Origin of the sequence: Glaciimonas sp. PCH181 (assembly GCF_003056055.1) — a bacterium.
In the GTDB taxonomy this organism is placed as follows: domain Bacteria; phylum Pseudomonadota; class Gammaproteobacteria; order Burkholderiales; family Burkholderiaceae_D; genus Glaciimonas.
Window position 1 is genome coordinate 829,015 of the sequence record NZ_PYFP01000002.1, and the last position, 26,627, is coordinate 855,641.

The window sequence follows — 26,627 nt, forward strand, 5'->3', positions numbered from 1 at the left end:
GATAGATTAATTGCACCAGAATAAAACTGGCAAGTTTTTTGCTTTGCGAATTCGTTTATACTTTCGGGATGAGTTTAACCGATGCCAAAATCTTGCCAAAATCTTTTAACGCCCTCCGCGCGCTAGAGCTTGCACGTCAAACGCTGCAAATCGAAGCTGACGCCATTCTCGCTCTGAAAAATCGTATTTCTGATAATCCCGAAGCGCCCTTCGCACAAGCGGTTGGACTGCTATTGAACTGTAGCGGCCGCGTCGTCGTCTCAGGAATCGGAAAATCCGGCCATATTGCACGCAAAATCGCCTCTACATTAGCCTCGACCGGAACGCCTGCATTGTTCATTCACCCCGCTGAAGCCGCCCATGGCGATCTCGGCATGGTGACAGAACATGATGCTTTTATTGCCATTTCCAACTCTGGCGAAACCGCAGAATTGATGGCAATCGTGCCGATCGTCAAACGCATGGGCGCGACCTTAATCGCGATGACCGGCAATGACGAATCAGGCCTGGCGCAACTGGCGACCGTCCATCTCAACGTCAAGGTGGATAAAGAAGCCTGCACATTGAATTTGGCACCAACCGCAAGCACTACCGCCACATTGGCGCTGGGTGATGCGTTGGCGGTGGCTTTGCTGGATGCACGCGGATTTCGCGAAGAAGACTTTGCGCGATCCCATCCTGGCGGCGCACTTGGCCGACGTTTACTGACCCATGTGCGCGATGTCATGCGTAGTGGCGATGCGATTCCTGCCGTGACTGCTGAGGTGTCATTATCAGCCGCATTACTCGAAATTACCCGTAAAGGCCTCGCCATGACGGCGATAGTCGACGACAAATTTCATCCTGTAGGCGTGTTTACCGATGGCGATTTGCGCCGTTTGATCGAACATGTGCAAGATTTCTCAAAACTGACCATCGCCGATGTGATGCACATTAACCCGCGCACTATCGGCCCGGATCAATTGGCCGTTGACGCAGTGCAGATCATGGAAGAGTTCCGTATCAATCAATTGCTGGTGGCCGATGCCGACGGTAAGCTAGTGGGTGCGCTACATATTCACGACCTGACCCGCGCAAAGGTAATTTGATGACTGCTGCCGGAAACACCATCAGCGTACCCGCAGCAGTAAATGCGCGTGCAGCGCAAGTGCGCTTGATGATTTTTGACGTCGATGGTGTGTTGACCGATGGCGGCTTGGTGTTTGGTGCGGACGGTGAAGCGTTAAAACGCTTTAATGTCTTAGATGGCTTAGGCATCAAACTGTTGCAGCAGGCGGGCATTGCCACCGCAATTATCAGTGCACGGTCTTCGGCCATTGTCAGCCGTCGTGCAAGCGATCTGGGTATCACGCATGTCCATCAGGGCGTGCACGACAAATATGCAGCATTCCTGAAATTATTAACCGACACAAATCTAACGCCGGATGTATGTGGCTTTATCGGCGACGATATTATTGATCTGCCGATTTTGTTGCGCGCCGGTTTCGCCGTCAGTGTTCAGAATGGCCATGCCGAAGTCAAATCACGGGTGCACTATGTCACGCAAGCCAGTGGCGGCCATGGGGCGGCGCGAGAAGTATGCGATTTAATTTTACGTGCGCAAGACAAATACGATGCTGCACTGGCGCCGTATTTAAGCGGAATTTCTGCGTGATGAGAGTTTTATGAAAAACCTGCGGTCAACTTTCCGCCTCCGTTTCATGTTGCTGCTGGCGCTGTGCATCGCGCTTGCGCTGGGCAGCTTCTGGATCATGGAAGTAATGAATAAGAGCACTGAAAAAATGTTGCCCAATGCGCCGCGTGTTGCGCCTGATTATTACGTCGAAAATTTTAATTATGTGCAATTGGCGTTGAATGGTCAGCCACGCTACAACATCTCGGGCCAGCGCCTGACGCATAATCCTGCCGACGATTCCTATAACGTCAATTTGCCGGTGATCCATAGCCTGGATAAAGCCAAACCGCCGATGACCTTGCGCTCGAATACGGCCAAAATTGAAGACAATAATAGCAAGGTGAATATGTATGGCAATGTCACCGCTGATCGCCTTGCAACACCGAAATCGTCGAAATTACATTTGCAGTCCGAGTATCTGCAACTGCTGCCTGACGATGACATCATTACTAGTGACAAACCGGTCCAGATTACAATCGACCAGTCGAAAATGAACGGCACCGGCATGTATGCTAACAACGCAACGCTGGAATTGCGTTTACTGAGCAATGTACGTGGCACCTATCGCGCAACACCGCGCCAACCTTAGGCATCAATCCCACAGCCACCCCGGATCGTGCCCTGTGCCGTTATCCCCGTTATTCCTTTTTCAGGATTCAGGATTTTTATGAAACGTATTCTTTTTTTATCGCTACTGGCATTGCAACTGACATTGATGTCGGGTGCGCGCGCCGAGAAAGCGGATGCAGATAAACCATCGAATGTCGAAGCAAACACGTTCACTTTGGATGACGTGAAGCAGGTCAAGATATTTACTGGAAAAGTTATTTTGACGCGCGGTACGCTGGTGATGAAGGCCGATAAAGTGGTCGTGACAACCGACCCATCCGGCTACCAATTCGCAACGTTATATGCAGCACCGGGCGGACTGGCAACGTTCCGCCAGAAACGCGATGGCGGTCCGGATTTATGGATTGACGGCGAAGCAGAGCGTATCGAATACGACGATAAAACTGAAATCGTAAAATTATTTTCTAAAGCGCAAATGCGGCGCTTGCAAGGCACAAAACCTACCGATGTCGTGAACGGCGAGTTCATTTCCTACGATAGTCGCGCTGAATTCTACTCGGTGAATAACAACGCGTCTGGCACAAGTCAGCCCGGTAGCGGACGCATCAAAGCGGTCATCCAACCGAAGGGGAAGTAAGATGACGGCGATTAATTCGAGTACGCTGATTGTCAAAGGCTTGCAAAAAAGTTATGGTGCGCGGCAGGTTGTCCGCGATGTTTCCCTGAATGTCAAAAATGGCGAGGTGGTTGGATTACTGGGCCCCAACGGTGCCGGTAAAACGACCTCGTTTTATATGATTGTGGGCTTGGTGCCGTCGGATGGCGGCGCAATTGATCTGGATGGCGTGGATATCTCGCGCTTGCCTATTCATCAACGTGCCGTGCTCGGTCTGTCCTATTTACCGCAAGAAGCATCGGTATTTCGCAAACTTACGGTAGAAGACAATATCCGGGCTGTGCTCGAGCTTCAGCGTCCAGACGGCGTGCCGCTCACCAAACAACAAATCTCGGACAAGCTGGAATCACTGCTGCAAGAATTGCAAATCGATAAACTGCGCGAAAACCAGGCTTTGTCGTTATCTGGTGGTGAGCGCCGTCGCGTAGAAATCGCCCGCGCTTTAGCCACCAATCCCCGTTTCGTATTGCTCGATGAGCCATTCGCAGGGATAGATCCGATTGCCGTAATCGAAATTCAGCGCATCGTGCGATTCTTGAAAGAGCGTGGGATCGGCGTCCTGATTACCGACCATAACGTGCGGGAAACGCTCGGCATTTGTGACCGGGCGTACATCATCAACCAGGGTAGCGTGCTGGCCAGCGGCAGTCCAGACGACATCATCGCCAACGAATCGGTGCGACGCGTTTATCTGGGTGAACATTTCCGCATGTAACTGAATACAGGAATACTGAGGAATCCCCAGCACACATGAAACAATCCCTCCAACTCCGCACCTCGCAACATCTGGCGCTGACACCACAGTTGCAGCAATCTATACGATTGTTGCAATTGTCTACGCTGGAACTGCATCAGGAACTGGAACACATCCTCTCGGACAATCCGTTGCTGGAACGGCTTGACGACCCTCTTGATAACTCTGTCAGGTTGTTAGCGGACGGCGCAATCAACTCGACGGCTTCGACGATGGATGCACCAACCGGCGATAGTGAAGTCAGCAGTTCACCAACAGAGCCGGAAGGCGGCGGTGAAACTCAAGAGGCTGGCGACAATAGCCAGGACAGCGCTAACAATGACAGCGAATGGAGTTTCGACGACGTTGCGCGCACTTCCAAAGCCCCGGACGACGAAGATGCCAGGCCGCAGTTGGAAGCTTATGAAACGACCTTGCGCGAACATTTGCTGAAGCAAATGCGTGAAACTGTGGATCAGCATCGCGACCGCGCATTGATCGAATTAATCATCGATGCGCTGGACGAGAATGGTTATCTGGAAGAGCCGCTGGAAGATATTCATGCCCGTCTTCCAGAGGAATTAGACATCGAAGTCGAAGAGCTATCAATGGCTCTGAAGATGGTGCAGAGCTTTGACCCGACTGGTGTGGGTGCTCGCAATGCTGCCGAATGTCTATCTCTGCAAATTAAAGCATTTCCGAAAGTAGCTTTCGTCACACGTCGTCTGGCATTAATTATTGTGCAAGATTATCTGGCCTTATTTGCACAACGCGATTTTAATAAAATCAAAAAAGCGCTCGATTGCGACGACGAAGATTTACGTGAAGCACAAGTAGTTATCAAGCAATGCAATCCTCATCCAGGCGCTACTTTTGCGGGCAGCGCCTCGGATTATGTGGTGCCGGACGTGATTGTCAGACGTACAAAAAATGGTTGGCAAGTCATGCTTAATAATGACGTTATGCCAAGACTGCGTGTAAACGCCCTCTATGCCAATATTCTGAAGCAAGGTAAAAGCGAAGGATCGCTGGGATCGCAGTTGCAAGAGGCGAAGTGGTTGATCAAAAATATGCGTCAACGCTTCGATACCATCCTGCGCGTGGCGCAAGCAATTGTAGAACGTCAACGGAATTTCTTCTCACACGGCGCGGTCGCGATGCGGCCGCTTGTGTTGCGCGAAATAGCTGATACACTAGGATTACACGAAAGTACTATCTCTCGTGTGACCACTCAGAAATACATGCTCACCCCTCACGGGATGTTCGAATTAAAGTATTTCTTCGGTAGCCATGTTGCTACAGAGGCAGGTGGAGAGGCTTCCTCTACAGCGATACGGGCGTTAATCAAACAACTGATAGGAGCGGAAGATTCTAAAAGTCCTTTCTCTGACAGCAAGATTGCCGATATGCTCGCGGAACAAGGTATGGTAGTTGCACGTCGTACGGTCGCAAAATATCGCGAAGCATTAAGAATTCCGCCAGTCAATTTGCGTAAATCTCTTTAGCTGTTTGTATGTATGCACAACCGTCGCTGTGTCCTGACTGACCGATTCATAATGAATTGATCATCCCAAGTCCGAACCGCCAACGACATACTTCATAGGAGCGCTGTATGAATTTCACAATTAGTGGGCATCACCTCGACGTAACTCCCGCCATTCGCGAACACGTGCTAAGCAAATTGGAGCGTATCAAGCGCCATTTCGATCAGGTCATAGATATTAGTGTGATCCTGACTATCGACAAAATCACAGAGAAAGAAAAACGCCAGAAAGCCGAAATTAATTTGCGCGTAAAAGGCAAAGACCTGCATGCTGAAAGCATTGCGCATGACCTTTACGCCGCCATTGACTTGCTGATCGACAAGCTTGATCGTCAAGTAATTAAATATAAGGATAAACTGCAGAACCACCAACATTCCGCGATTAAACATTTGCCCGAGGATGCACCTATCCCGGCTACGTAATGTTGTGAGGTCTAAGTCAATGCAAGTGTGTCTCAAGAATCATTGAGAAAATACTAAACTGACAAACGAGCAAGGGCGCAGTTAATGCGCCCTTTGTTATTGGAAAATCACTTTAATTACCTATATTATTTGGATAATTTTCAGCATGATTTTTTTGCTGATTGTTTAGCCTCATCTCATCAATGAGGCTTTCATTTCTCTGGCAGCCGGATTACTGTTTCAGTGCACCAAATACCTTGCCAATAATGGCACTTCCCGCGCCAACCGGATCGCGACGAATCGCCTTCTCTTCTTCCCCGATCATATAAAACAAACCATCCAGTGCACGTTGAGTGACGTAGCCCTCAACCGTGGCGGCCTGCCCTGGCACTAATCCTGTTTTACTGACCATGCCCATCGTTGCGTTATATTGTGCTGAGACGCCATTCTGGTCTGTAATTTTTTTCACTATCGGCAAAAATTTCACTTCCAGAGGTGCCGCCGTTTTCTGCTTGAAAAAATCCGTCACCGATGTCTCACCGCCACTCAAAATATTTTTTGCGTCCGTGATCGACATCGATTTCACTGCATTCAATAGCAAAGGTTTAGCCAGTGGCACGGCGGATTCTGCCGCATGATTCATCGACAAAACCAAATCATCCAATTGCTGCCCTTTCCCTGTCATTCTCAAGAGCGGACGCGCCTGCTCCAACACGCCTGGTAATCCAATTTTTACTTTATCGTTATTCAAAAATCCATTTTCAACACCGAGTTTAGAGACCGCAACAGTTGCACCTTTATCCAGTGCCGCCTTCAATCCAGAACTGGCATCCTGATTGCTCAAATCGGCTAAAGAAAATGCAAATGCAGTAGAAGAAATGAGAGCGCCGATCAAACCCAGACTACAAACGGGTTGGAAGTGAAATTTCATGGATGACTCCTTAAAAAAGTTGAATAACCCGCGTCTGAATTATCGCCACGGCAACAATTACAGATGACCCTCATCGACCAGAAATAAACGTCGGTGTTCGCGGATGGCATAACGGTCGGTCATGCCGGCAATATAGTCGGCAACCTGTCGCGCTTGTAGTTGTGCGCCGTCTGGATGTTGCAAGGTTGATGGCGTTAATTGATAGTCCGGCGGCAGCAAATTCGGTTCACCCACAAAACAATCAAACAGCTCGACCACAATGCGCCGCGCCTTAGCAGTCATGCGATTCACAAGATAATGACGATAAAGATTTTCGCGTAAAAAGCGCTTTAATGCAGCCGCCTCAGCCGCCATTGCATCCGAAAATGCGATTAGTGGCGCAGCATCTCGCACGTCTTCAACGGTTAACGGCGCAGCGGCCAAAATCCGTTGGCGTGAGGTGTCGATTAAATCGTTAATCAAAGCGTTAATCATTCGCCGCACTGTTTCATTGATAGCGCGTCGCCCACGTAATCCAAGAAACGTTTTTTCAACTTCATGGCTATGGCGCGCAAAGAAATCGATTTCCATCATTTGTTCGAGCGTCAATAATCCGGAACGCAGACCATCATCAATATCGTGATTATTGTAGGCAATTTCATCCGCCAAATTAGCAACCTGCGCTTCCAGCGTCGGTTGTTTGCGCTGGATAAAGCGCTGCCCAATATCGCCTAGTTTTTTGGCATTGGCATTGGAACAATGTTTGAGTATGCCCTCGCGGGTTTCAAACATCAGATTCAAACCGTCGAATGCGCCATAGCGTTGCTCGAGCTTGTCGACCAGCCGCAAGCTTTGCAAGTTATGTTCGAAGCCACCAAAATTTGTCATACAGGCATTTAACGCGTCTTGCCCTGCATGCCCAAAGGGCGTATGCCCCAGATCATGCGCAAGTGAAATTGCCTCGACCAAATCTTCATTCAATTGCAAATTACGGGCAATCGAACGCGCGATTTGCGCAACTTCTATGCTGTGAGTCAAACGTGTACGGAACAGATCGCCTTCATGATTGACGAATACCTGCGTCTTATATTCAAGTCGGCGAAAAGCCGTGCAATGTACGATGCGATCCCGGTCGCGCTGAAATTGGGTCCGGGTATTGGGCGCATCTTCGTCGAACAAGCGTCCTCGCGATGTCGCTGAATGGGCAGCATACGGGGCGAGGGACGCTTCTGTATTCATTATGGTTGTGGGGCAGATAAAGGTTGGATGGGTTCGGCTATGGTCGCCAGTATCGTTGCCAATAAGGCATCCTGAGGAGCGGTAGTAATTAATGATCCGCCTAGTTGTTTCATCAAAATAAATTTGATTTGTCCGCCTTCGTTTTTCTTGTCGATTTGCATCAACTCAAGCCAGCGAGCAGTACCCAGATCAGGTGCCACCGTCGGTAGACCGGCAGCCTGTATCAATGCGCTAACGCGGTCACGCGCCTGTGCATCAATATAACCAAGGCGATACGACAAGTCCGCCGCCATGATCATGCCGCAACCCACCGCCTCACCGTGCAGCCATACCCCGTACCCAAGGCCGGATTCAATCGCATGGCCGAAAGTATGTCCAAAATTCAGGATCGCCCGCAAACCGCCTTCGCGCTCATCTTGTCGCACTACATCAGCCTTGATTTCGCAGGAGCGCTGAATGGCATAGGCCAAAGCAGCGCCATCACGCGCCATCAATTTATCGATATTTGCTTCCAGCCAGTCAAAGAACACAGGATCGATCACCGCGCCGTATTTAATCACTTCTGCCAGACCTGCGGATAATTCCCGCTCGGGCAATGTTTGCAATGTCAAAATGTCAGCAATGACTGCCTGTGGCTGGTAAAACGCGCCGATCATGTTTTTGCCAAGCGGATGATTAATACCGGTTTTCCCACCGACGGAAGAATCAACCTGCGCCAGTAAAGTCGTTGGGATTTGTACGAAAGGTACGCCGCGCATATAGGCTGAAGCAGCGTAACCGGTCAGGTCACCAATGACGCCACCGCCCAGTGCGATCAGGGTTGTTTTTCGATCGCATTTTTCAGTCAGCAAACGATCAAAAATGACCATTAAGTTGGCCCAGTTTTTTTCCTCTTCTCCATCCGGCAAGATGATCTCGATCACCTTCTTCCCGGCGGCCAGTAAAGTAGCACGCAACATCCCCAGATATAACGGGGCGACAACAGTATTGGTAACAATGACAACATGTTTGCCGGAGATCAGGCGCGCAACGCGTTCGCTATCCGTTATCAACGCTTGCCCAATTTCTATTGGATAACTACGCTCACCCAATTCCACTCGCAGACTAATCGTTGATGTGAATGCTGTTGCGCCAAGCGGCGAATTGAATGGAGATTGCTGCGTCGGCTGGTTCTGCTGATTCATAGTAAATTTAATGGGAATGTGGTTGCTGCTCTGAGCAGACTCTTTTAGCGTATCCGTTGACGCATTGAAAGACGTATCGACAGGCGTCGGCGTCATATCTAATTGAGACAAAATACTGTGCACCAGAAATTGTACGTTAGGCCGTCCGGTATCGACGATGATATCGGCAATTTCACGATAGAGCGGATCACGCTGACGCGTTAACTCTTCAAGTAATTTGCGGGGATCTGCAGTTTGCAATAAGGGCCGATTTTTATCGCGCCCGGTGCGTTGCAGAATATGATGGACACTAGCACGCAAATAAATAACAGTGCCACAACTTTTCAACGAAGCCCGATTATCCGGATTTAAGATCGCCCCGCCACCAGTCGCCAGCACAATGTTCTGACGCGCAGTAATATCCCGGATAACTTCCGCTTCACGTTGGCGAAAACTGGGCTCGCCTTCAATCTCAAAAATCAGCGGAATCGAAGCGCCAGAACGCGCTTCGATTTCGTGGTCCGAGTCGATAAATAATTTATTTAATTTCTTCGCCAGAGCGCGGCCAACCGTAGTCTTGCCTGAACCCATCAGGCCGACCAGAATGATATTGCCTTTCATGTACACCGACCCATTTCACCACTTAACCTTTTTCGCAAATACAGACACCGGCAGGTGACCGGCGTCTTTGCGACTAGCAGCTAATGGCTAGCGTCCAGCGATCCGGTCTACAACAACTTTAGGTGTCAGAAAAATCAATAACTCAGTTCTTTTGTTAACAACTGCACTTTGTTTGAAAAGATAACCCAGAATCGGAATATCTCCAAGCAGTGGCACTTTATTAACATCATTAGAAATTGTCTGGGTGTAAATACCGCCAATCACAACCGTTCCGCCATTTTCAACCTGAACCTGAGTTTGAACGTGTTTCGTATTGATTGATACACCGCCCGGCACCACCACGCCAACGCTGTCATTGGTCACATCGACGGTCAAAATAACATTGCCATCCGGTGTAATTTGCGGCGTAACTTCCAGCTTCAGATTTGCCTTCTTGAATTCAACCGACGTTGCACCACTGCTGGTAGCACTTTGATAAGGAATCTCTGTACCCTGCTCTATCAATGCTTTTTGCTGATCGGCAGTCACAACACGTGGACTCGAAATAATTTTTCCTTGTCCATCGGCTTCGAGCGCAGACAATTCGAGACTGATAAATTTAGACGCAGCGGAATTAAAAAGTGTCAGCGCAACCGAGCCTGCTGTTCCACTGGCAGGAGAGGCGGGTAAATTCACAGCGCTTTGGCCAAGAGTCGGCGCACCGCTTACTGATGCGACTTGCTGACCACCGGCGGCGACGTTGGCGCTGGTAAAGCCAAATCCAAGTTTAGCCCCGAGATTGCGACTAAATCCGTCATTCGCCTCGACCATCCGTGCCTCAATCAATACCTGGCGAGAGGCAATGTCGATTTTTGTGACCAGGGTACGAATATTTTCCAATACGGTTGGCGTATCGGTAATAAACAATTGATTCGTGCGTGGATCGATAACGGCACTGCCACGCTTCGACAAGATGCTATTCTTTTTATCGCCGACAGTACTGCCATCATCATTGATGCCAAAGACTTTTTTGAATGCTTCTGCTTTTTGATAATTCAACTGAAACGATTCGGTCCGCAAAGGCTCGAGATCAGCAATTAACGCACGTTGTTCCAGCTCTAGCTTCTCTTTGGTGAGCAATTCGTCTTTCGGCGCAATCCAGACTACTGAACCATTCTTGCGCATGTCCAGACCTTTGGCTTGCAGGACAATATCCAGCGCTTGATCCCATGGCACGTCTTTTAGGCGCAACGTCAAATTGCCACTAACGGTATCGCTGGTAATAATATTCAGCCCGGTAAAATCAGCAATTACCTGCAATACTGCGCGGACTTCGATATTTTGAAAATTCAGCGATAGCTTATCCCCACGATAATTCTGTACACCTTGACCTAATTTATTGGGCTGCTCCTTGATTGGCTTGACCTCAATCACCAATTGGGAGTCGCTTTGATAGGCGCTGTGCTCCCACAGTCCTTTCGGTTCAATCACCATCCGGACATTTTCGCCCTGCTGCATAGTAGTGATGGTACGCACCGGTGTACCGAAATCACCCACATCTAGCTTGCGACGCAACGTTGCCGGCAAACTTGTCTTAAGGAAATCAACCACAACCGATTGTCCTTGTTGACGCACGTTGACCACTACTTGCTTGCTTGGCAGGTCGATCACAATACGGCCTTCGCCAGCGGTACCGCGACGGAAATCGATATCTCGTAGCGCTGGTTTGCTGTCTTGCGTATCTTTAGAGGAATAGGCTACCGCAGGTGGGTTGGGCGCAGCTACCGCAGATGTAAGAGCGGAATCAGAAGGAATCGGCGCAGGAGAAATAATCGGGGCACCCGCAGCACTGACAGCAGTGGCAACGCCACCCGAGCCATCAATCGTGACAACGACCGCGCTACCATCGATCGTCATAGCGTAATTGAGCGACCGCGAGAGATTGATGACCAGACGCGTACGATCATCATTCTGGGCGACAATAACATTGCGCACGTCGCCTAAACTGACATCTTGCATTGTCTTGCCGGTCGCATTCGCCATACCTGGAAAATCTAACGCGATACGGGCAGGATTGATTATCGCAAACCCGGTCGGTAAGGCGGTCGGCGCATTTTTAAGATGTATCGTCACAATCGTATTGCTGCCTTGATGGTTCGCACTAATTGACGTAATGGCATTCGTATCTGCCATTGCCGAATGTCCACACACGACCAACAAAACCAGTGCCGCCACCTTCAATACTCTGTGACGAATTATGTTCAGGCAGGCGAATGGCGCTCTGAATACTGCCGTTGTTATCCCCTTTACTGCGCTCATTTTGTGCTCTCCTGCAATGCTAACTTGGCTTCACGCTCGACCCATTCGCCGGACGCATCTTGTACGATTTCTTTCAAATTTACCTCGGTCTCGTTGATGCTCGTCACCATGCCGAAATTCTGACCGACATAGTTGCCGACTTTCACGGGAAATACCGTTTTATCGATTTGCAGCAACGCATAGCTCAAGCCAACTTTTTGTAAAGTACCGACCATCTTGACTGTATCCAGCGGATAGCTTTCCAAAGCTTCCCGTCGACGCTCAAGATTCGGCTTAAGACCGCTACCGTTCCCCTGCATTTTTGCCAATGCCACCAGAAGCTTGTTCGCATTAAACGGGTCAATGCTGGTTTTGCCGGCATAAGCAAAAGGAATAAATTTTTTCGGCTCTGTCAATTGCGGAATAAATACATGCGTATGGACTTTGACTTCCGTCATCCACTCTTTAATCTCTGTTTCATCGCTATTGCCACAACCAAATAAGGTGGAAACCAGCAATACAGTGGCGAAAATCCGGGCCAGCCGACCGATAGGAGGGGCAATCATTTTGCCTCCTTCGACTTACCATCATTGGCTTTACGTTGCGCTGCCACTTCCTCCGGATCAAGGTAACGGAAAGTTTTAGCGACCGCCTCCAATGTCAATGTGCCATCCTTGCCGGTACTCAGATTCATGTTATTCAGCGTGACGATACGTGGCAGATTGGCAATATCGCTGGTGAAGGAACCAACGTCGTGGTAACCGCCAGTGACTTTGATATCGATGGGCAGCTCCGCGTAGTAATCTTTTACGACGACCTGGCCCGGCTTGAACAACTCAAACTGTAGTCCCCTGCCCAAACCCGCCTGATTAATATCAGATAACAATGCATCCATTTCAGCTTTGCTCGGCAATTGCTTTTCGAGGGTAATAACGTACTCGGCAACCTGCTTCTTTTGTTTGCGCAGACCATCCAAATTAATCGCCTGCTGAATTTTGCTTTTATATTGGTCCTTCAGCTGTAACTCTTGTTGCTCACCAGCGACGAGATCGGTTTGCTGATCACTCCAATAAAAAAACCAACCCAGAAACATCACTGCCAATAACACGCCAACCCCGCATAAGTTGCGAGGAATGGTCGGCCATTGACCAGGATGCCCGCTTAGCCCGCGAAACTGCGCATTAATTGCAGCATTCCACTGTTTCAAATCCGTCATCGTGCATCTCTCATATCAATGCTGCGCTATTACTTGGCGACTATTTTTTTGTCAGCCGTATCGGGTACGTTGTCACTCGGACGTTTAATGCCAACGTTGACGGTGAAATCGAAAACCCGCTTAGTGTCGTTTCCGGTACCGATACTGGCCGCGCGAATTTCAATCAAGTCGGGACGCTCAAGCCAAGGCGAGTTATTACTAAGGTTGCGTAAGAGCTCAGAAACCCGCTCATTTGATTGCGCATAACCATTCAGAATAACGCGCTGACCATCTTGCTTAAAGTTACGCAAATAGATGCCTTCTGGCACCTGTTTCACCAATTCGTCCATCAAATACACAGGTTGGTTGCGATCACCTTGCAAGTTTTCAACAGCCTGCTGACGCGCTTTAAGAGAGGCGATATCCTGCCTTAGGCTGACAATTTCCTTGATTTCGCCATCCAGACGCACATTCTCTAGCTGAATAAAGTGATTTCGCGCATTTTGATTAGCAATACTGTGCGCAAAATAAGCGCCTAATAAAATCACTATCAACACACCGACAACGCCGGAAAATCCCAACATAGCGAAAAAGGCGGCACGCCGCTGCTTACGTTTTTCTTCGCGATGGGGTAGTAGATTGATCTTGATCATCAGCCAAATCTCCGCATTGCTAAGCCGCAGGCGACCAAATAAGAAGGCGCTTCAATTCGTAGATGCCGTTCACGCAAACTGGAGGCTAATTGCATCCCCGCGAATGGACTGACAACCGAAGTTGAAATTTTGGCGCGCCCGGCAACGGCTTCCACCATGCCGGGAATAATCGCGCAGCCGCCGGCCAAAAATAACTGATCGATACGCGTGTACGGAGTTGAAGTGAAGAAAAATTGAATCGCTCTGGACAGTTCAACAGCCGCGCTCTCCAAAAACGGATTCAGAACGTCTTGTTGATAGCTTTCCGGCAAGTCGCCAGTGCGTTTTTTGGCATCGGCTTCTTCATACGACAAACCATAGGCGCGCACAATGTCTTGCGTCAGCTGATGGCCGCCAAAAGGTTGCTCACGCTCATAGACAAGTTCGCCATCCAGCAAAGCGGAAACGTAGGTACTTTGTGCACCAATTTGAAAGAGACCGATCATCTGGCCCTGTCCGGCTTGCGGTAATTGCGCGATGATGCGATTGATCGCCCCGCGGGCGGCATAGGATTCTATATCCATAACGATCGGCTTCAAGCCTGCGGCTTCTGCTACAGCAACGCGATCTTCGACCTTTTCCTTACGGGTGGCGGCGAGCAAGACTTCCACGTCATCAGCAGAATTTGGTGCTTGTCCTAAGACAAAAAAATCAAGACTGACCTCATCCAGAGCAAACGGAATGTACTGGCTGGCTTCCGACTCTACCTGTAACTCAAGTTGGTCATCAGTCATACCGCCAGGCAAAATGATCTTTTTAGTAATGACCGATGCCGAGGGCATTCCCAAAGCCACGTTGCGTGTATTTGTACCGCTTTTTTTCCAAAGCCGCCGCACCACTTCCGATACTTGCTCGATATTTTCGATATTGCCGTCTACGACAGCGCCACGCGGCAGGGGCTCCGATGCATACCGTTCCAGCTTTAACTGATCGTTGCCTGCGTCTGATAATTCAACCAGCCTGACACTCGATGCACTGATATCGATCCCTACCAGCGGTGGGTTCTTTTTACCAAATAATGATCCAAGATCTATTACCAAGAGCATCTCTCCGGTGAGCATGTTTATGCGGGGAACATTTCGCTGATCAAACAGCCTAAATTGCTATTCCGCCAGCCCAAATTATTAACAAAACATTCCTATTTTTTCTTTTACGATCACTCAGAAATCGTAACAACAATGACATGATGCTGCAAAGTAATTTACTTATAAACAACTATACCCTGCCGGATTGCCAATTTCGGTCACATCGTGGTAAATAAATGTCAATGTAATGCTTTTTGTCTATTTCTTGTATGAAATTTGCCACGAAGCTACAAATTTAAGTATATCGGCTAGTCTTGCAAGTTTTGTGCCCTCTTGTAGCTACAGTCCTGCCGTTATAATGCGACGCATCATTACAGATACCTATACAAGCGAATGACACCTCCAGTTTTAAATACAGATGCCAGAAATCCCGAGCCGCCAGCGCCCCAGCCACGGCGGCGCATGCCGTTAGTACTACGGCTTTTTTTAGGTTTTTTTGGCGTTATCACGGGATTGGTGGCGATCGCAGCGCTGACATTCGGATTTATGCTGGCGATGGCCTGGCCCAACCTTCCGGCATTGGATTCGCTGACGGACTATCGCCCGAAGATTCCGCTGCGAATTTTTTCAGCGGATGGCGTTTTGATCGGGGAGTTCGGCGAAGAACGGCGCAATTTGGTCCATATTCAGGATATTCCTGATGTCGTGAAAAAAGCCGTATTGGCAATTGAAGATGATCGGTTTTATCAACATGGCGGCGTCGACTACCAAGGCATCCTGCGCGCCACGTTTTCTAACCTGACCGGCGGCGGCGGCGGTGCCAGCACAATCACCCAGCAAGTTGCACGGAATTTTTTCCTGACTAGCAACGAGCCGACATTTCTCCAAAAAGCATCGCGAAAATTTCTGTATGAAATACCGTTAGCCTGGAAAATCGAACAGAATTTGACCAAAGACCAGATTCTTGAGGTGTACATGAATCAGATTTATCTGGGACAGCGCGCCTATGGTTTTGCCTCTGCCGCGCAGGTGTATTTTGGCAAAAAACTGCAAGACCTGAGTATCGCCGAAGCCGCCATGCTCGCCGGTTTGCCCAAAGCCCCATCGGCCAACAACCCTGTCGTCAATCCTAAGCGTGCCGAAGCACGACAACAGTACATTTTGTTGCGCATGCTGCAACTAGGTTACATCACGTCAGCGCAATATGAAGAGGCCAAAAATGAACCTTTGCGGCTGAAAACCGGCGCTACCGAGTTTGGTATTCATGCTGAATACGTGTCAGAAATGGCGCGTCAGATGGTCTACGAACAATTCAAAGACGCAACCTATACGCGTGGTCTGAATGTATTTACAACCATCACCAAAGCCGATCAGGATGCCGCCTACTTCGCGCTGCGACGCGGCGTCATGAGCTACGATAAACGGCGCGGTTATCGTGGCCCCGAAGGCTATATGACCATTCCTGAAGGATCGAAGGAAGAGATCGATGCAGCAATCGAAGTGGAGTTGGCCGACCATCCCGACAGCGACGAAATCGTCGCCGCCGTCGTCCTTGACGCTAGTCCCAAAAGCGTGCGTGCAGTGCTCTCTTCCGGCGAAGAAATTACCATCACTGGCAGCGGCCTGAGCATCGCCACAAACTTGCTGAGCGACAAAGCGCCGCCGCAGCGCAAAGTCAAATCGGGCGCGATCATTCGTGTGATGCAAAACGAAAAAACCTGGAGCATTACGCAAATGCCTGCGGTTGAATCGGCATTGGTATCGATCAACAGCAACGATGGCGCGATCCGTGCGCTGGTCGGTGGTTTTGACTTCAATCGGAATAAGTTTAATCACGTTGCGCAGGCATGGCGTCAGCCCGGCTCTGCATTCAAGCCGTTCATTTACTCGGCGTCGCTGGAAAAAGGTTTGTCCCCTGCCACCGTGATTAATGATGCGCCGATTAGTTTTGGCGGTGGCCTCACGGGCGGTCAAGTCTGGCAGCCGAAAAACTACGGCAATAAGTACGAAGGCCCGATGACCATGCGCAGAGGATTGATGAAATCCAAGAACATGATTTCAGTGCGTATTTTGGATAAAATCGGCGCGCAATACGGGCAAGAATTTACTACCCGCTTTGGCTTCGATCCGGATAAAAATCCGCCTTATCTGACACTCGCACTGGGTGCAGGCGCGGTGACACCGCTGCAACTGGCGGCGGGCTATGCTGTGTTTGCCAATGGCGGCTATAAAACTAACCCGTATCTGATCAGCAAAATTCTGGACGCGAATGGCGTGGTGTTGGCAGAGGCGCATCCAGCCAAAGCTGGCGATGAAGAAAATCGCGTGATCGATGCACGCAATGCGTTTTTAATGGATAGCATGCTGAAAGACGTTGTGCGTGCCGGAACTGGATTTAAAGCAATGGCGCTAAAACGCACCGATCTGGCGGGTAAAACCGGGACGACGAATGATTCGATGGATGCCTGGTTCGCGGGCTATCAACCAACATTAGTGGCGGTAACATGGATGGGATTTGACCAACCAAAAAATATGGGAGATCGCGAGACCGGCGGCGGCCTGGCATTGCCGATCTGGATCGATTATATGGAAAAAGCCTTAAAGGGCGTGCCGACCCTGGAACGTCCAGTACCGGACGGTCTGCTGCATAGCGGCACGGAGTATTATTACGCCGAGTATCCACCCGGAACTGGCACCCAAAGTATCGGTGGCGGAAGCGCAGATTCGCCTAAGGATGAAGACAAGGCGCGCGACGAAGTCAAAAACGAATTGTTCTAGCCTGCTTCGATAAACTGATAAACACGATAAGAGCGTTGAAAATAAGATCATTTTTAACGCTCTTTATTGATTAGCTCAACGAATGTGATGCTAATTTATTACTATCTTCTGTCAATCCGACGTTAATCCGCGTCTGGTCGCAATTCCAATGCTGCCCCGCCCTGCTCATTTACCATGGCCGATAAAGCGCTGAAAAACTCCGAATCGTCGCGTGTATTACGCCACACATTGCCGTGCAATTTATAGTGAAAGCCGCCTGATTTTGCTGCAATCCATAATTCTTGCATCGGTGCCTGACTATTCACGATGATCTTTGATCCATTGTCGATAAATTCGATTTCCAGCACGTTGCCTCTGCGGCTGCACTCGACATCGATCTCATCTTTGTCATTAGCACGCTCGAGTGCCGCCTCTAGTGCGCCCAAAGTAGCCTCGGCCGCAACCAGGAATTCTGATTCTGTCATGCTAAACTCCAATCCATTCCATTTCGTTAAACTTACACAGTGATTCTAATCCGTGAAACCATTATTTGATTTGCCCCGCGTAGTAATTCTGGGCAGCGCGCTTGCATTCTCGCTCCTGCTGACCGCCTGCGGTCAAAAAGGACCTTTGTATATGCCGAAAATACCACCATTGGCGACTAAACCGGCCGCGCCGGCAGCTGCGCCGCCAAAAACAGAGAAAGATACAACGGCGGGCAGCAGCGCATCAGACACGCCGACAATGGCCCCCGTTGCGCCCGCTTCGACACCTTCTACTCATCAATAATCGACTTTCTCATGTCCTATTTTTCGTATCAAAACGGCAATCTGCACGCAGAAAATACGCCTCTGTCCACTATCGCGCAACAGTTTGGCACGCCGACTTACGTCTATTCTAAAGCGGCCCTGGCTGACCATTTTTCGGCATACGCCGATGCCTGCACTGCGGGTGGTCGCGATCCAGCGAATACCTTAGTTTGCTACTCCGTCAAATCCAACTCTAACCTCGCGGTATTACAAGTCCTGAACCAACTCGGCTCAGGCTTTGATATTGTTTCGGGCGGCGAATTATTACGCGTATTGGCAGCTGGCGGCGATCCGCACAAGGTCATTTTCTCTGGCGTAGGCAAAACCCGGGATGAAATGCGGTTGGCGTTATCGCATGACATTTTATGCTTTAACGTCGAATCTATTCCTGAGCTGCATCGACTTAATGAGGTCGCCGGAGAAATGGGCAAACGCGCCGCTATTTCATTGCGCGTGAATCCAAATGTCGATGCCAAGACGCATCCGTATATCTCGACCGGTCTAAAAGACAATAAATTCGGTGTAGCCTATGAAGATGCGCTAGCCTGCTATCGTACCGCGGCGAAGTTGCCAAATATTGATGTCACTGGGATCGATTGCCATATTGGCTCGCAATTATTAGATGACACGCCATTGCTTGAGGCGTTGGATAAAGTCATCGAATTAATCGACCAATTGGCCAGCGAAGATATCCACTTGCATCACCTCGACATCGGTGGCGGCATCGGCATTACTTACGATGATGAAAAGCCAGTCGCGGTAGGCGCTTATCTGGGCCGCTTGTTTGCCCGCATTGATGCCTGGCGCAACGAAAAATATCAAGGCGTGCCGCTGAAAGTGATGTTTGAGCCGGGCCGTTCGATTGTCGGCAACGCTGGCATCTTGTTGACGGAAATTCAATATCTTAAATATGGCGTCAGCAAGAATTTTGCGGTGGTAGATGCTGCGATGAATGACTTGATGCGCCCGGCAATGTACGAAGCATGGCACGGCGTCCAGACCGTCTCGCAGCAAAATCCAGACGCCAGCAGCCATACCTATGATGTTGTGGGACCTATTTGCGAATCGGGCGACTGGCTGGCTCGCGCACGGGAATTAGCGGTCGCAGAAGGCGATTTGCTAGCCTTTCAGTCTGCCGGAGCGTATGGGATGACGATGGCGTCTAATTACAATACCCGGGGACGCGCGGCTGAAGTGATGGTGGATGGCGATCAGGTGCATCTGATCCGCAAACGTGAAGAGCCGATCGCATTATTTGCGCTGGAATCACTATTACCGTAAAGATCTGACGAAAGATTATTTTCGGCAAACATTAAAATGCAAAGGGGCACGGTATTTTTACCGCGCCCCTTTGCATTTCATACACCCGCATCTTTTCAATTCCCGCGCATATTTCGCGTCAGACCGACGTCACCTGCCGCTTTTGAACCGTGCTGGTTTGACGGCTCAGCGCACTGCGCTTTTGCTTGAAATACCAATATACCCGCAGCAATAACAGCATCGCGACTATCGTGCCAAAGATGATTGGTTTTTCGAAGTTGTGCTTGCCTGCACGCATCCACCAGAAATGCAGAATCCCTAGCATCGCAGTGACATATACCGTGCGATGCAACCATTGCCAGCGCTTGCCCCCGAGTCGTTTGATCATCCCGTTAGTGCTGGTCACTGCCAGCGGAATCAGCAATACAAAAGCAATGAATCCAACGGTAATAAAAGGCCGTTTGTAGACGTCTTTTAACATTTCTGTGACATCAAAGAAATGATCGAACCAGAGAAAAGTCGTAAAATGCAACGCGGCGTAAAAGAACCCAAACAACCCCAACATCCGGCGCAATTTGATCAACCAATTCCAACTGGTAAATCGTCGAAGCGGCGTCACTGCCAGCGCGATGCACAAGAAATACAATGTCCAATCGCCAGTACTGCGGGTAATGAACTCAATCGGATTTGCACCCAATTTATCCAGGAAGGCAAACGCCACTAGCCGCACAGCAGGCAGAAGTGCCAATATAAACAGCACAGCTTTTAGAATACGGAATTGCTTTGGACTGGGATTAATCATCTTCGACCTATGAAATCAGGGTGTCGTAGTGCGGTGTATATTGCGATAAATGATATTTTGCAGCGAGAGCGGTACAAAGCCTGTCCGCCGCTCCTTCTGCAAATTGCCTTGAGCACGTTAGAAAAATTTCTTCAAATCCATGCCTGTATATAACGATGCAACATCGTTATAGCCATTGAACATCAACGTCTTGCGCTTCTTGGTAAAAAATCCATCTTCACCGATACGACGCTCCGTAGCTTGAGACCAGCGTGGATGATCAACGTTTGGATTAACGTTGGAATAGAAACCGTATTCGTTCGCAGCCGTCAGATTCCATGCTGTCTTCGGTTGTTCCTTCAGGAAGCGAATTTTTACAATCGACTTCGCTGATTTAAATCCATACTTCCACGGCAAAATCATCCGCACAGGCGCACCGTTCTGGTTGGGCAATACTTCGCCATACATGCCAAAGGTTAGCAGCGCCAGCGGGTGCATAGCCTCGTCCATGCGCAAGCCCTCTACATAGGGCCATTCAAGCACCGGACTATTCAGGCCCGGCATTTGTTTTTTGTCGGCCAGTGTGATGAATTCGATATATTTCGCATTGCTGGTCGGTTCGACTTTTTTGATTAATGCTGACAGCGAGTAGCCGATCCACGGAATGACCATCGACCATCCCTCTACACAACGCAGTCGATAAATCCGCTCTTCCAATGGGGCCAGTTTCATCAAACTGTCCAGATCAAGTGTTATCGGCTTCTTCACCTCTCCCTCAATCATGACGCTCCATGGTTTGGTTTTGAGTGTGCCGGCATTTTGCGCAGGATCGGACTTATCCGTCCCAAATTCGTAATAATTATTGTAAGTCGTCGCGTCTTTATAGGGCGTTGGCTTATCTGTCACAACAAAGGCGGCATTCCGCTTTGCTGCCAGTTTTTGGGCGGCTGGGTTTTGTGCAAAAGCCTGTTGCGAGACTAGTTCAAGCATCGAACCAGTTGCAATCGAACCGACCGCCAATTGGCGAATAAAGCTGCGGCGGGACTCAAACACGGCGCGCGGCGTAATTTCGGAAGGCGCGGGAATATCTATGACATTTTGGCTGCGGCGAATCAACATGCGCATCTCCTGTGAAGATCGGTAAAGCAATATGAGCGGCTACTGGGTGAGGTAGGCTAATTACGAATAGAAAGTGTTAGTCGAAGGACATGGGTCATCCTTACAACACACCTATAGCTTATACGCAAAAAATAACGTTGCAGATGCGAATGATTTCGCGGGTGGAATACTGAATTGAAAATAGGCAAACTAATAAGTTTGCCCATAACAGAGAATCGATTAATGACCGATGTGGCCGAGTAGATCTGCTAACCGCGTAATCACGGTTGCTTGCGGTGGCATGCCGAACTCAAGCTCGCCTGTTTGTAGTGCAAAGACGCGCATACCGGCAGCCACGCCAGCCTGCGCACCCGGAATACTATCTTCGACGACAGCGCAACGCGATGGCATGACGCCCATTTGCGCGGCAGCGTGTAAAAACAGGTCAGGCGCCGGTTTCCAGACACCTAATTCATAGGCGCTAAAAATGCGCTGTTCGAAATACGGTAATAATCCAGTCACACCAAGGCACAACTCAATTTTTTCACGTGGTCCGTTTGAGGCCAGACAAAAAGGTATTTTGAGAGCCTGTACCAATTCTAGTGCGCCGTGTATTGGTTTTAACCGCTGTTGCAATAACACCGCTGTGCGCTCACGCAACGTCGCTTCAAACGACGTTGGCAACGCAGCGCCGCGCAACGCTTCGATAGCAGCTACCCAATCCGCCATCTTGCCGCCCTTGAAGCGATCAAGCACTTCTGGTGCGGTAAGCGTCACGCCAAATGCAGCAACATGCGCCACCATCGCTTCGGCGGCGAGTAGTTCGCTATCGACTAAAGTGCCATCAGAATCAAAAATAATCAGTTCGATTCCTGCATTCTTCAAAGACTCAACAACAGGCGCTGGATTAACAAATTGCGGTACAAACATTGGTTACAGCTCTCCGTAAGAATGCAGACCCGACAAGAACATATTGACGCCGAGGAAAGCGAAGGTTGTAACCAGCAAACCAATTAAAGCCCACCAAGCCGCAACACGACCTCGTAAGCCTTTCATCAGACGCATATGCAACCATGCCGCATAATTGAGCCAGACAATCAGCGCCCAAGTTTCTTTCGGATCCCACGACCAATAACCGCCCCAGGCATCAGCCGCCCACAAAGCGCCCAAAATCGTCGCGATCGTGAAGAATGTGAAACCCACTGCAATCGCCTTGTACATCACGTCGTCCAACACTTCCAGCGCCGGCAAACGATCTACCAGATAGCCATGCGATTTCAGCAAATACGCCATTGCCACCATCGCTGACATCGAAAATGTGCCGTAACCGATAAAGTTAGCCGGTACGTGGATCTTCATCCACCAGCTTTGCAAAGCCGGGACCAACGGTTGAATTTCAGCAGCGTCGCGCGCCACCGTGTACCACAGCAAAAAACCGACCGCAGCAGAAATGACCAGCATGACAAAAGGACCGAGTTGCCGTGTGCGATAGCGTTGCTCGTAATACAAATAGAACAGCGCGGTGATCATGCTAAATAAAATAAAGACTTCATACAGGTTGGAAATAGGAATATGACCAACGTCCGGACCGATCAAATACGATTCATACCAACGCACCAACATGCCGGTGAAGCCCATCACCACTGCAGCCCAGCACAATTTGGAGCCGATCGAATGACCGAAATCGGAACGGGCGATCAAGCCAACCCAGTAGAAAAAAGTCGAAAGGAAAAACAGTGTGCCCATCCACAAAATGGCAGATTGGCTTGAGAGGATATATTTAAGGAAAAATTTCTTGTTTGCCATATCGAGCGAGCCGTCGTACATCGCAATCGCCGACAAGGCCAACACCGCCAGCAGTGGCATCAGCCAACGTACCGACTTCCAGTTCCAGCCAACCAGCGCGAAGGTCGGCGCAGCCAAAAACAGCACCGCTTTTTCGTAATAGTCCATATGCGCGCCATACCGACTTAACGCAAATAACGAACCGGCCATCAGCGCGATAGCGAACACCCAGTCCCAGATCGACAGCTTCTTGAAAAAGCCGTCTGGTGGTGAATAAGCTTGGATCAATTCCATCATTCTCTCCGTATCGTTCTTATGCGTTACTTCTATTATCAACGGTGCACATCATGCCACGCATTGGTCTAACGCATCGTGACCGTGTTTATATAATCGCTCAACTACGGGTTTCTGCCAATTAAGCTTGCGATTGCATCAATTGTGTTTTCATTACGTCAAATTCTTTTTCAAAATCCAGCGTCTTACGCTGCGTGCTCATCGCCATCAAGATGTGCGACTGGCCTTCGGCTTGCGCATCTGGTCGAATCCATACCCACAAGCGACGTTCCCGTATGTAAAGCATCGAAAACACACCCAGAACCAAGAATAAGCAGCCTAAATAAACAACTTTCTTGCCCGGTGAGCGCGTAACTTGAAATACGGACGCTTTGATCTCGTCGAAGCCGTTGAGTTGCAGATATACCGGTGCATTATAGAAGCTCGCGTCCGACAATGCATTGCTGCTCAATTGTAAGAAACGGGCATGCTTTTCATCGGCGGTCACATCTTTTAAGCCATCTTTCTCTCGTGCCACTTGCCACAAATCCCACAAGCTACCGTTGAGAATTTTCATGAAAATATCAGCGGCTTTTTCTTGCTCCTGCGCGGGCACTTGCTCAAGAAATTTTGACACTGCCAAATAACCAGCCTGCTTCCCGTTTCCGGCAAACAGTGACAATCCTCGCAATGAGGATTGCTGCAATTGCTCACGCAAAGTGGCAATCCCTGTGCGGTTTTCGGGAATTGCCCGCTGTGCATAACGCTGCGCGGCAAGACTACGCAGTTCTGGATTCATCAGAGCAGACCGCAAGCGCATCCATTCTTCTACAGAATCATTCTCATCTGCTGGAATGCGCAAATAACGAAATGGCTCGTCCGGCAGATCCCGTACTCCGGCCAGAAACACGTAATCCTCATCAACCTTTACCGGCCGCATGTAATTGCTGAATTCGCGTGCCTGTCCATTTTTGTCGCGTAGCTTGTATTGCACGCTAGGACCAACGTTTTTCAAATCCTTGTTGTTCGCATTTTTTGCGCCGGACCCCATGTGCTTGCCAAGATCGTCAGACAATTTCTGGTTAAAGCTTTTGGGTGTAGAAACGGCACGCAAATCCTGCCCTTGCTGCGCCATATTTTCTACGTTAAACGGACGAAAACCAGACCATTCAATCGTATATTCATTATTACTACCGCTGCTAGCCAGCGGCGTGGTGCCATTTACCTCGCCCGCCAATGGGGAGGTCACATTATTTGTGCCGATCATTGGAAAAGCAGTCAGGCGTAATTTACTGCCACCGTCCTCAAAACTAGATTGGTAAATCGCTATGCCCTTATAAATCAGGGGCTGATTCACCTTGACTGTCGAAGTAATGGTTTCGCCCGTCGTGTTGTCGCGCAATACGACGTCACTGGCGAACAACTTAGGCATGCCTGTCGTGTAGTAATCGATAACAAAGCGCTTCAACTGGAGCGTAAATGGCAGGTCTTGAATCAATACGCCGTTTTGTTGCGGAATGATGGCGGTGCTGCTGGCCGAGCCTTCCGGTATCAATGTATTGCCACGAAAAGTTGGATTTCCCAAGCCTAAGCGATGCTCTGGTCCGATATCGGCGATGACGCCAGTACCGCTGAAGGGGATTTTATTGAAAAGTAATTTTTGCGCCCGAATGGGCAGATCAGAATCTAACAAGCCGCCGATACAAATGATCACAATTGCGCTATGAGCAAAAATGTAGCCCCATTTATTGGCTGCGCCTTGCTTTGCCGTTATTAATATAGCATCGTTTTTTTGGACGATTTTAGTCTTGTAACCCTTTGCCGCGATTCTTGCCAATAATTGCTGCGTTAAGGTGGTCGGCGCTACAGCAGCGGTCCATTCTGCTTTATGGTGAAAATTGCGCAACGATTGCTCACGGACATTTTCTTTCCAGCTGCGCATGTCCTTTAGCATCTTAGGGCCATTACGGCTAATGCAAAGAGAAGTCGACAGAACCAAAAATCCCATAATCAGCAAAAACCACCACGTCGAATAGACCGCGTACAGACCCAGTTTTGCAAAAACATCGAACCAGAACGGTCCGAATTGATTGACATAATTGGGCATCGGCTCATTCTGCTTCAGCACGGTGCCGATAATTGAAGCGATCGCGATCAGGGTCAACATGCTGATGGCGAAACGCATCGATGATATTAACTCGACCGATTCAGCAAGCCATCGATGCTTTGTCCTCAACTCGATACCGCCAGTGCGTAGAGGCTCGTCGATGCTGGTTGTCGCTTTGTTGCTGGTACTCATAAGCAATTTGCTCTTTTGAAAATAAAAAGGGACGGCCTTGGCCGCCCCCTATGTCGCGAATAACTATAAATTTACTTCAAACCAGCGATATAGTCCGCTACTGCTTTGATTTCATTGTCAGACATACGGCTGGCAATGGTAATCATTTGTGGACTGTTCTTACGAACGCCGCCACGGAAATTTGTCAACTCAGCAACGGTGTAATCCTGATGCTGCCCACCAATACGCGGAAATTGATTTGGAATACCGGCACCGTTCGGGCTATGGCAGGCCGCGCACGCAGGAATATTCTTTTCGGCAATACCAGCGCGATAGATCTTTTTGCCAAGATCAAGCGAATCTTTATTTTTAGCAGCGCCCGGCTTGGCTTTTTGCACATCAAGGTAGGCCGCGATATTCACCATCTCTTCATCGGTCAGCGATTTTGCCATCATCGACATGATGGCGTTGTTGCGGTCCGGGCCCTTGAAATCTTTCAGCTGTTTATAAATGTACGCAGCATGCTGGCCACCCAACTTAGGGTTTTGACTGATGGATGAAGCACCGGCGGCACCATGACAAGAAATACACGCCGTAATATTGCGTGCAGCATCGCCATTGGTGAATAACGCTTCGCCCTTGGCAGGATCGATTTTAGGCGCCGCTGGTGCATCTGCTGCATAGGCAAAAGACGACGTTGCCAATACGGTGATAAACAAGGACTTTAAAACGGAGAGAAACGCACGGTTCATTCAAACACCCTGAGACTTTATATTAAACTTGACAATAAATTCTGCCCTGATGGCGATCTCTTATTGCGGCTATCGATGCTACGCATAGTCACTTATCACTCAAACAACGGTCA

General features: G+C 49.4%; 25 protein-coding genes. 10 read left to right on the plus strand and 15 right to left on the minus strand.

The window, feature by feature from the left end:
- Positions 1 to 68: 68 nt before the first annotated feature.
- The 7 genes from C7W93_RS16855 to hpf all read left to right on the plus strand — a co-directional run bounded on the left by C7W93_RS16855 (position 69) and on the right by hpf (position 5,620).
- A complete protein-coding gene (locus C7W93_RS16855; RefSeq protein ID WP_108442185.1) occupies positions 69 to 1,088 on the plus strand; it encodes an SIS domain-containing protein in 1,020 nt (339 codons plus the stop codon).
- Positions 1,088 to 1,654 carry an HAD family hydrolase gene (locus tag C7W93_RS16860; protein WP_108441437.1) on the plus strand — a complete coding sequence of 189 codons (567 nt, stop codon included), beginning with the start codon at positions 1,088 to 1,090 and terminating at the stop codon, positions 1,652 to 1,654. The genes C7W93_RS16855 and C7W93_RS16860 overlap by 1 nt, the downstream gene beginning before the upstream one ends.
- Positions 1,655 to 1,664: 10 nt before the next feature.
- Entirely contained in the window at positions 1,665 to 2,264 is a 600-nt protein-coding gene (lptC, locus tag C7W93_RS16865) for an LPS export ABC transporter periplasmic protein LptC (RefSeq protein WP_108441438.1), read from the plus strand.
- A gap of 78 nt (positions 2,265 to 2,342) precedes the next feature.
- Positions 2,343 to 2,882: a lipopolysaccharide transport periplasmic protein LptA gene (lptA, locus tag C7W93_RS16870; protein WP_108441439.1), complete on the plus strand. Its 540-nt coding sequence runs from the start codon at positions 2,343 to 2,345 to the stop codon at positions 2,880 to 2,882.
- A gap of 1 nt (position 2,883) precedes the next feature.
- A complete protein-coding gene (gene lptB / locus C7W93_RS16875; protein ID WP_108441440.1) occupies positions 2,884 to 3,636 on the plus strand; it encodes an LPS export ABC transporter ATP-binding protein in 753 nt (250 codons plus the stop codon).
- 35 nt (positions 3,637 to 3,671) lie between these two features.
- A complete protein-coding gene (locus C7W93_RS16880) occupies positions 3,672 to 5,159 on the plus strand; it encodes an RNA polymerase factor sigma-54 (protein WP_108441441.1) in 1,488 nt (495 codons plus the stop codon).
- 107 nt (positions 5,160 to 5,266) lie between these two features.
- Positions 5,267 to 5,620, plus strand: coding sequence for a ribosome hibernation-promoting factor, HPF/YfiA family (gene hpf, locus C7W93_RS16885; RefSeq protein WP_108441442.1), 354 nt, complete (start codon positions 5,267 to 5,269; stop codon positions 5,618 to 5,620).
- 211 nt (positions 5,621 to 5,831) lie between these two features.
- Here hpf and C7W93_RS16890 read toward each other — a convergent pair whose 3' ends face one another.
- The 8 genes from C7W93_RS16890 to C7W93_RS16925 all read right to left on the minus strand — a co-directional run bounded on the left by C7W93_RS16890 (position 5,832) and on the right by C7W93_RS16925 (position 14,736).
- Positions 5,832 to 6,530, minus strand: a complete 699-nt coding sequence (locus tag C7W93_RS16890) for a DUF4197 domain-containing protein (protein ID WP_108441443.1) — start codon at positions 6,528 to 6,530, stop codon at positions 5,832 to 5,834.
- A 57-nt stretch (positions 6,531 to 6,587) separates the two neighbouring features.
- A complete protein-coding gene (locus tag C7W93_RS16895; RefSeq protein WP_108441444.1) occupies positions 6,588 to 7,748 on the minus strand; it encodes a deoxyguanosinetriphosphate triphosphohydrolase in 1,161 nt (386 codons plus the stop codon).
- Positions 7,748 to 9,532, minus strand: coding sequence for a bifunctional shikimate kinase/3-dehydroquinate synthase AroKB (gene aroKB, locus C7W93_RS16900; RefSeq protein ID WP_108441445.1), 1,785 nt, complete (start codon positions 9,530 to 9,532; stop codon positions 7,748 to 7,750). The genes C7W93_RS16895 and aroKB overlap by 1 nt, the downstream gene beginning before the upstream one ends.
- A gap of 87 nt (positions 9,533 to 9,619) precedes the next feature.
- The gene (gene pilQ / locus C7W93_RS16905) at positions 9,620 to 11,704 is read right to left on the minus strand and encodes a type IV pilus secretin PilQ (RefSeq protein WP_201747312.1); all 2,085 of its coding nucleotides are present in this window, start codon (positions 11,702 to 11,704) and stop codon (positions 9,620 to 9,622) included.
- A gap of 122 nt (positions 11,705 to 11,826) precedes the next feature.
- The gene (locus tag C7W93_RS16910) at positions 11,827 to 12,375 is read right to left on the minus strand and encodes a pilus assembly protein PilP (RefSeq protein ID WP_108441447.1); all 549 of its coding nucleotides are present in this window, start codon (positions 12,373 to 12,375) and stop codon (positions 11,827 to 11,829) included.
- A complete protein-coding gene (locus C7W93_RS16915; protein ID WP_108441448.1) occupies positions 12,372 to 13,025 on the minus strand; it encodes a type 4a pilus biogenesis protein PilO in 654 nt (217 codons plus the stop codon). The genes C7W93_RS16910 and C7W93_RS16915 overlap by 4 nt, the downstream gene beginning before the upstream one ends.
- Before the next feature lie 29 nt (positions 13,026 to 13,054).
- Positions 13,055 to 13,657 (minus strand): PilN domain-containing protein, encoded by a 603-nt coding sequence (locus tag C7W93_RS16920; protein ID WP_108441449.1) that lies wholly within the window; start codon positions 13,655 to 13,657, stop codon positions 13,055 to 13,057.
- On the minus strand, positions 13,657 to 14,736 hold the full coding sequence (locus C7W93_RS16925) for a pilus assembly protein PilM (RefSeq protein WP_225869916.1): 1,080 nt from the start codon (positions 14,734 to 14,736) through the stop codon (positions 13,657 to 13,659). The genes C7W93_RS16920 and C7W93_RS16925 overlap by 1 nt, the downstream gene beginning before the upstream one ends.
- A 447-nt stretch (positions 14,737 to 15,183) precedes the next feature.
- On the opposite strand from C7W93_RS16925, the gene C7W93_RS16930 reads away from it, so the two are divergent.
- The gene (locus tag C7W93_RS16930) at positions 15,184 to 17,499 is read left to right on the plus strand and encodes a penicillin-binding protein 1A (protein ID WP_108441451.1); all 2,316 of its coding nucleotides are present in this window, start codon (positions 15,184 to 15,186) and stop codon (positions 17,497 to 17,499) included.
- Positions 17,500 to 17,621: 122 nt separating this feature from the next.
- Here C7W93_RS16930 and cyaY read toward each other — a convergent pair whose 3' ends face one another.
- Positions 17,622 to 17,963, minus strand: coding sequence for an iron donor protein CyaY (gene cyaY / locus C7W93_RS16935; protein ID WP_108441452.1), 342 nt, complete (start codon positions 17,961 to 17,963; stop codon positions 17,622 to 17,624).
- Between the two features lie 52 nt (positions 17,964 to 18,015).
- On the opposite strand from cyaY, the gene C7W93_RS16940 reads away from it, so the two are divergent.
- The gene (locus C7W93_RS16940) at positions 18,016 to 18,267 is read left to right on the plus strand and encodes a lipoprotein (RefSeq protein ID WP_108441453.1); all 252 of its coding nucleotides are present in this window, start codon (positions 18,016 to 18,018) and stop codon (positions 18,265 to 18,267) included.
- Between the two features lie 11 nt (positions 18,268 to 18,278).
- Positions 18,279 to 19,568: a diaminopimelate decarboxylase gene (lysA, locus tag C7W93_RS16945; protein ID WP_108441454.1), complete on the plus strand. Its 1,290-nt coding sequence runs from the start codon at positions 18,279 to 18,281 to the stop codon at positions 19,566 to 19,568.
- Between the two features lie 118 nt (positions 19,569 to 19,686).
- Here lysA and C7W93_RS16950 read toward each other — a convergent pair whose 3' ends face one another.
- The 6 genes from C7W93_RS16950 to C7W93_RS16975 form a co-directional block, all read right to left on the minus strand.
- Positions 19,687 to 20,349, minus strand: a complete 663-nt coding sequence (locus tag C7W93_RS16950; protein WP_108441455.1) for a sulfite oxidase heme-binding subunit YedZ — start codon at positions 20,347 to 20,349, stop codon at positions 19,687 to 19,689.
- 117 nt (positions 20,350 to 20,466) lie between these two features.
- Entirely contained in the window at positions 20,467 to 21,447 is a 981-nt protein-coding gene (gene msrP / locus C7W93_RS16955) for a protein-methionine-sulfoxide reductase catalytic subunit MsrP (protein ID WP_108441456.1), read from the minus strand.
- 219 nt (positions 21,448 to 21,666) lie between these two features.
- Complete coding sequence (locus tag C7W93_RS16960) at positions 21,667 to 22,356, minus strand: HAD-IA family hydrolase (RefSeq protein WP_108441457.1); 690 nt, start codon at positions 22,354 to 22,356, stop codon at positions 21,667 to 21,669.
- Between the two features lie 3 nt (positions 22,357 to 22,359).
- Positions 22,360 to 23,505, minus strand: a complete 1,146-nt coding sequence (gene ccsB, locus C7W93_RS16965) for a c-type cytochrome biogenesis protein CcsB (protein WP_108441458.1) — start codon at positions 23,503 to 23,505, stop codon at positions 22,360 to 22,362.
- A 121-nt stretch (positions 23,506 to 23,626) separates the two neighbouring features.
- On the minus strand, positions 23,627 to 25,783 hold the full coding sequence (locus tag C7W93_RS16970) for a cytochrome c biogenesis protein ResB (protein ID WP_108441459.1): 2,157 nt from the start codon (positions 25,781 to 25,783) through the stop codon (positions 23,627 to 23,629).
- Between the two features lie 71 nt (positions 25,784 to 25,854).
- Positions 25,855 to 26,514 (minus strand): cytochrome c, encoded by a 660-nt coding sequence (locus tag C7W93_RS16975; protein WP_108441460.1) that lies wholly within the window; start codon positions 26,512 to 26,514, stop codon positions 25,855 to 25,857.
- Positions 26,515 to 26,627: the final 113 nt, after the last annotated feature.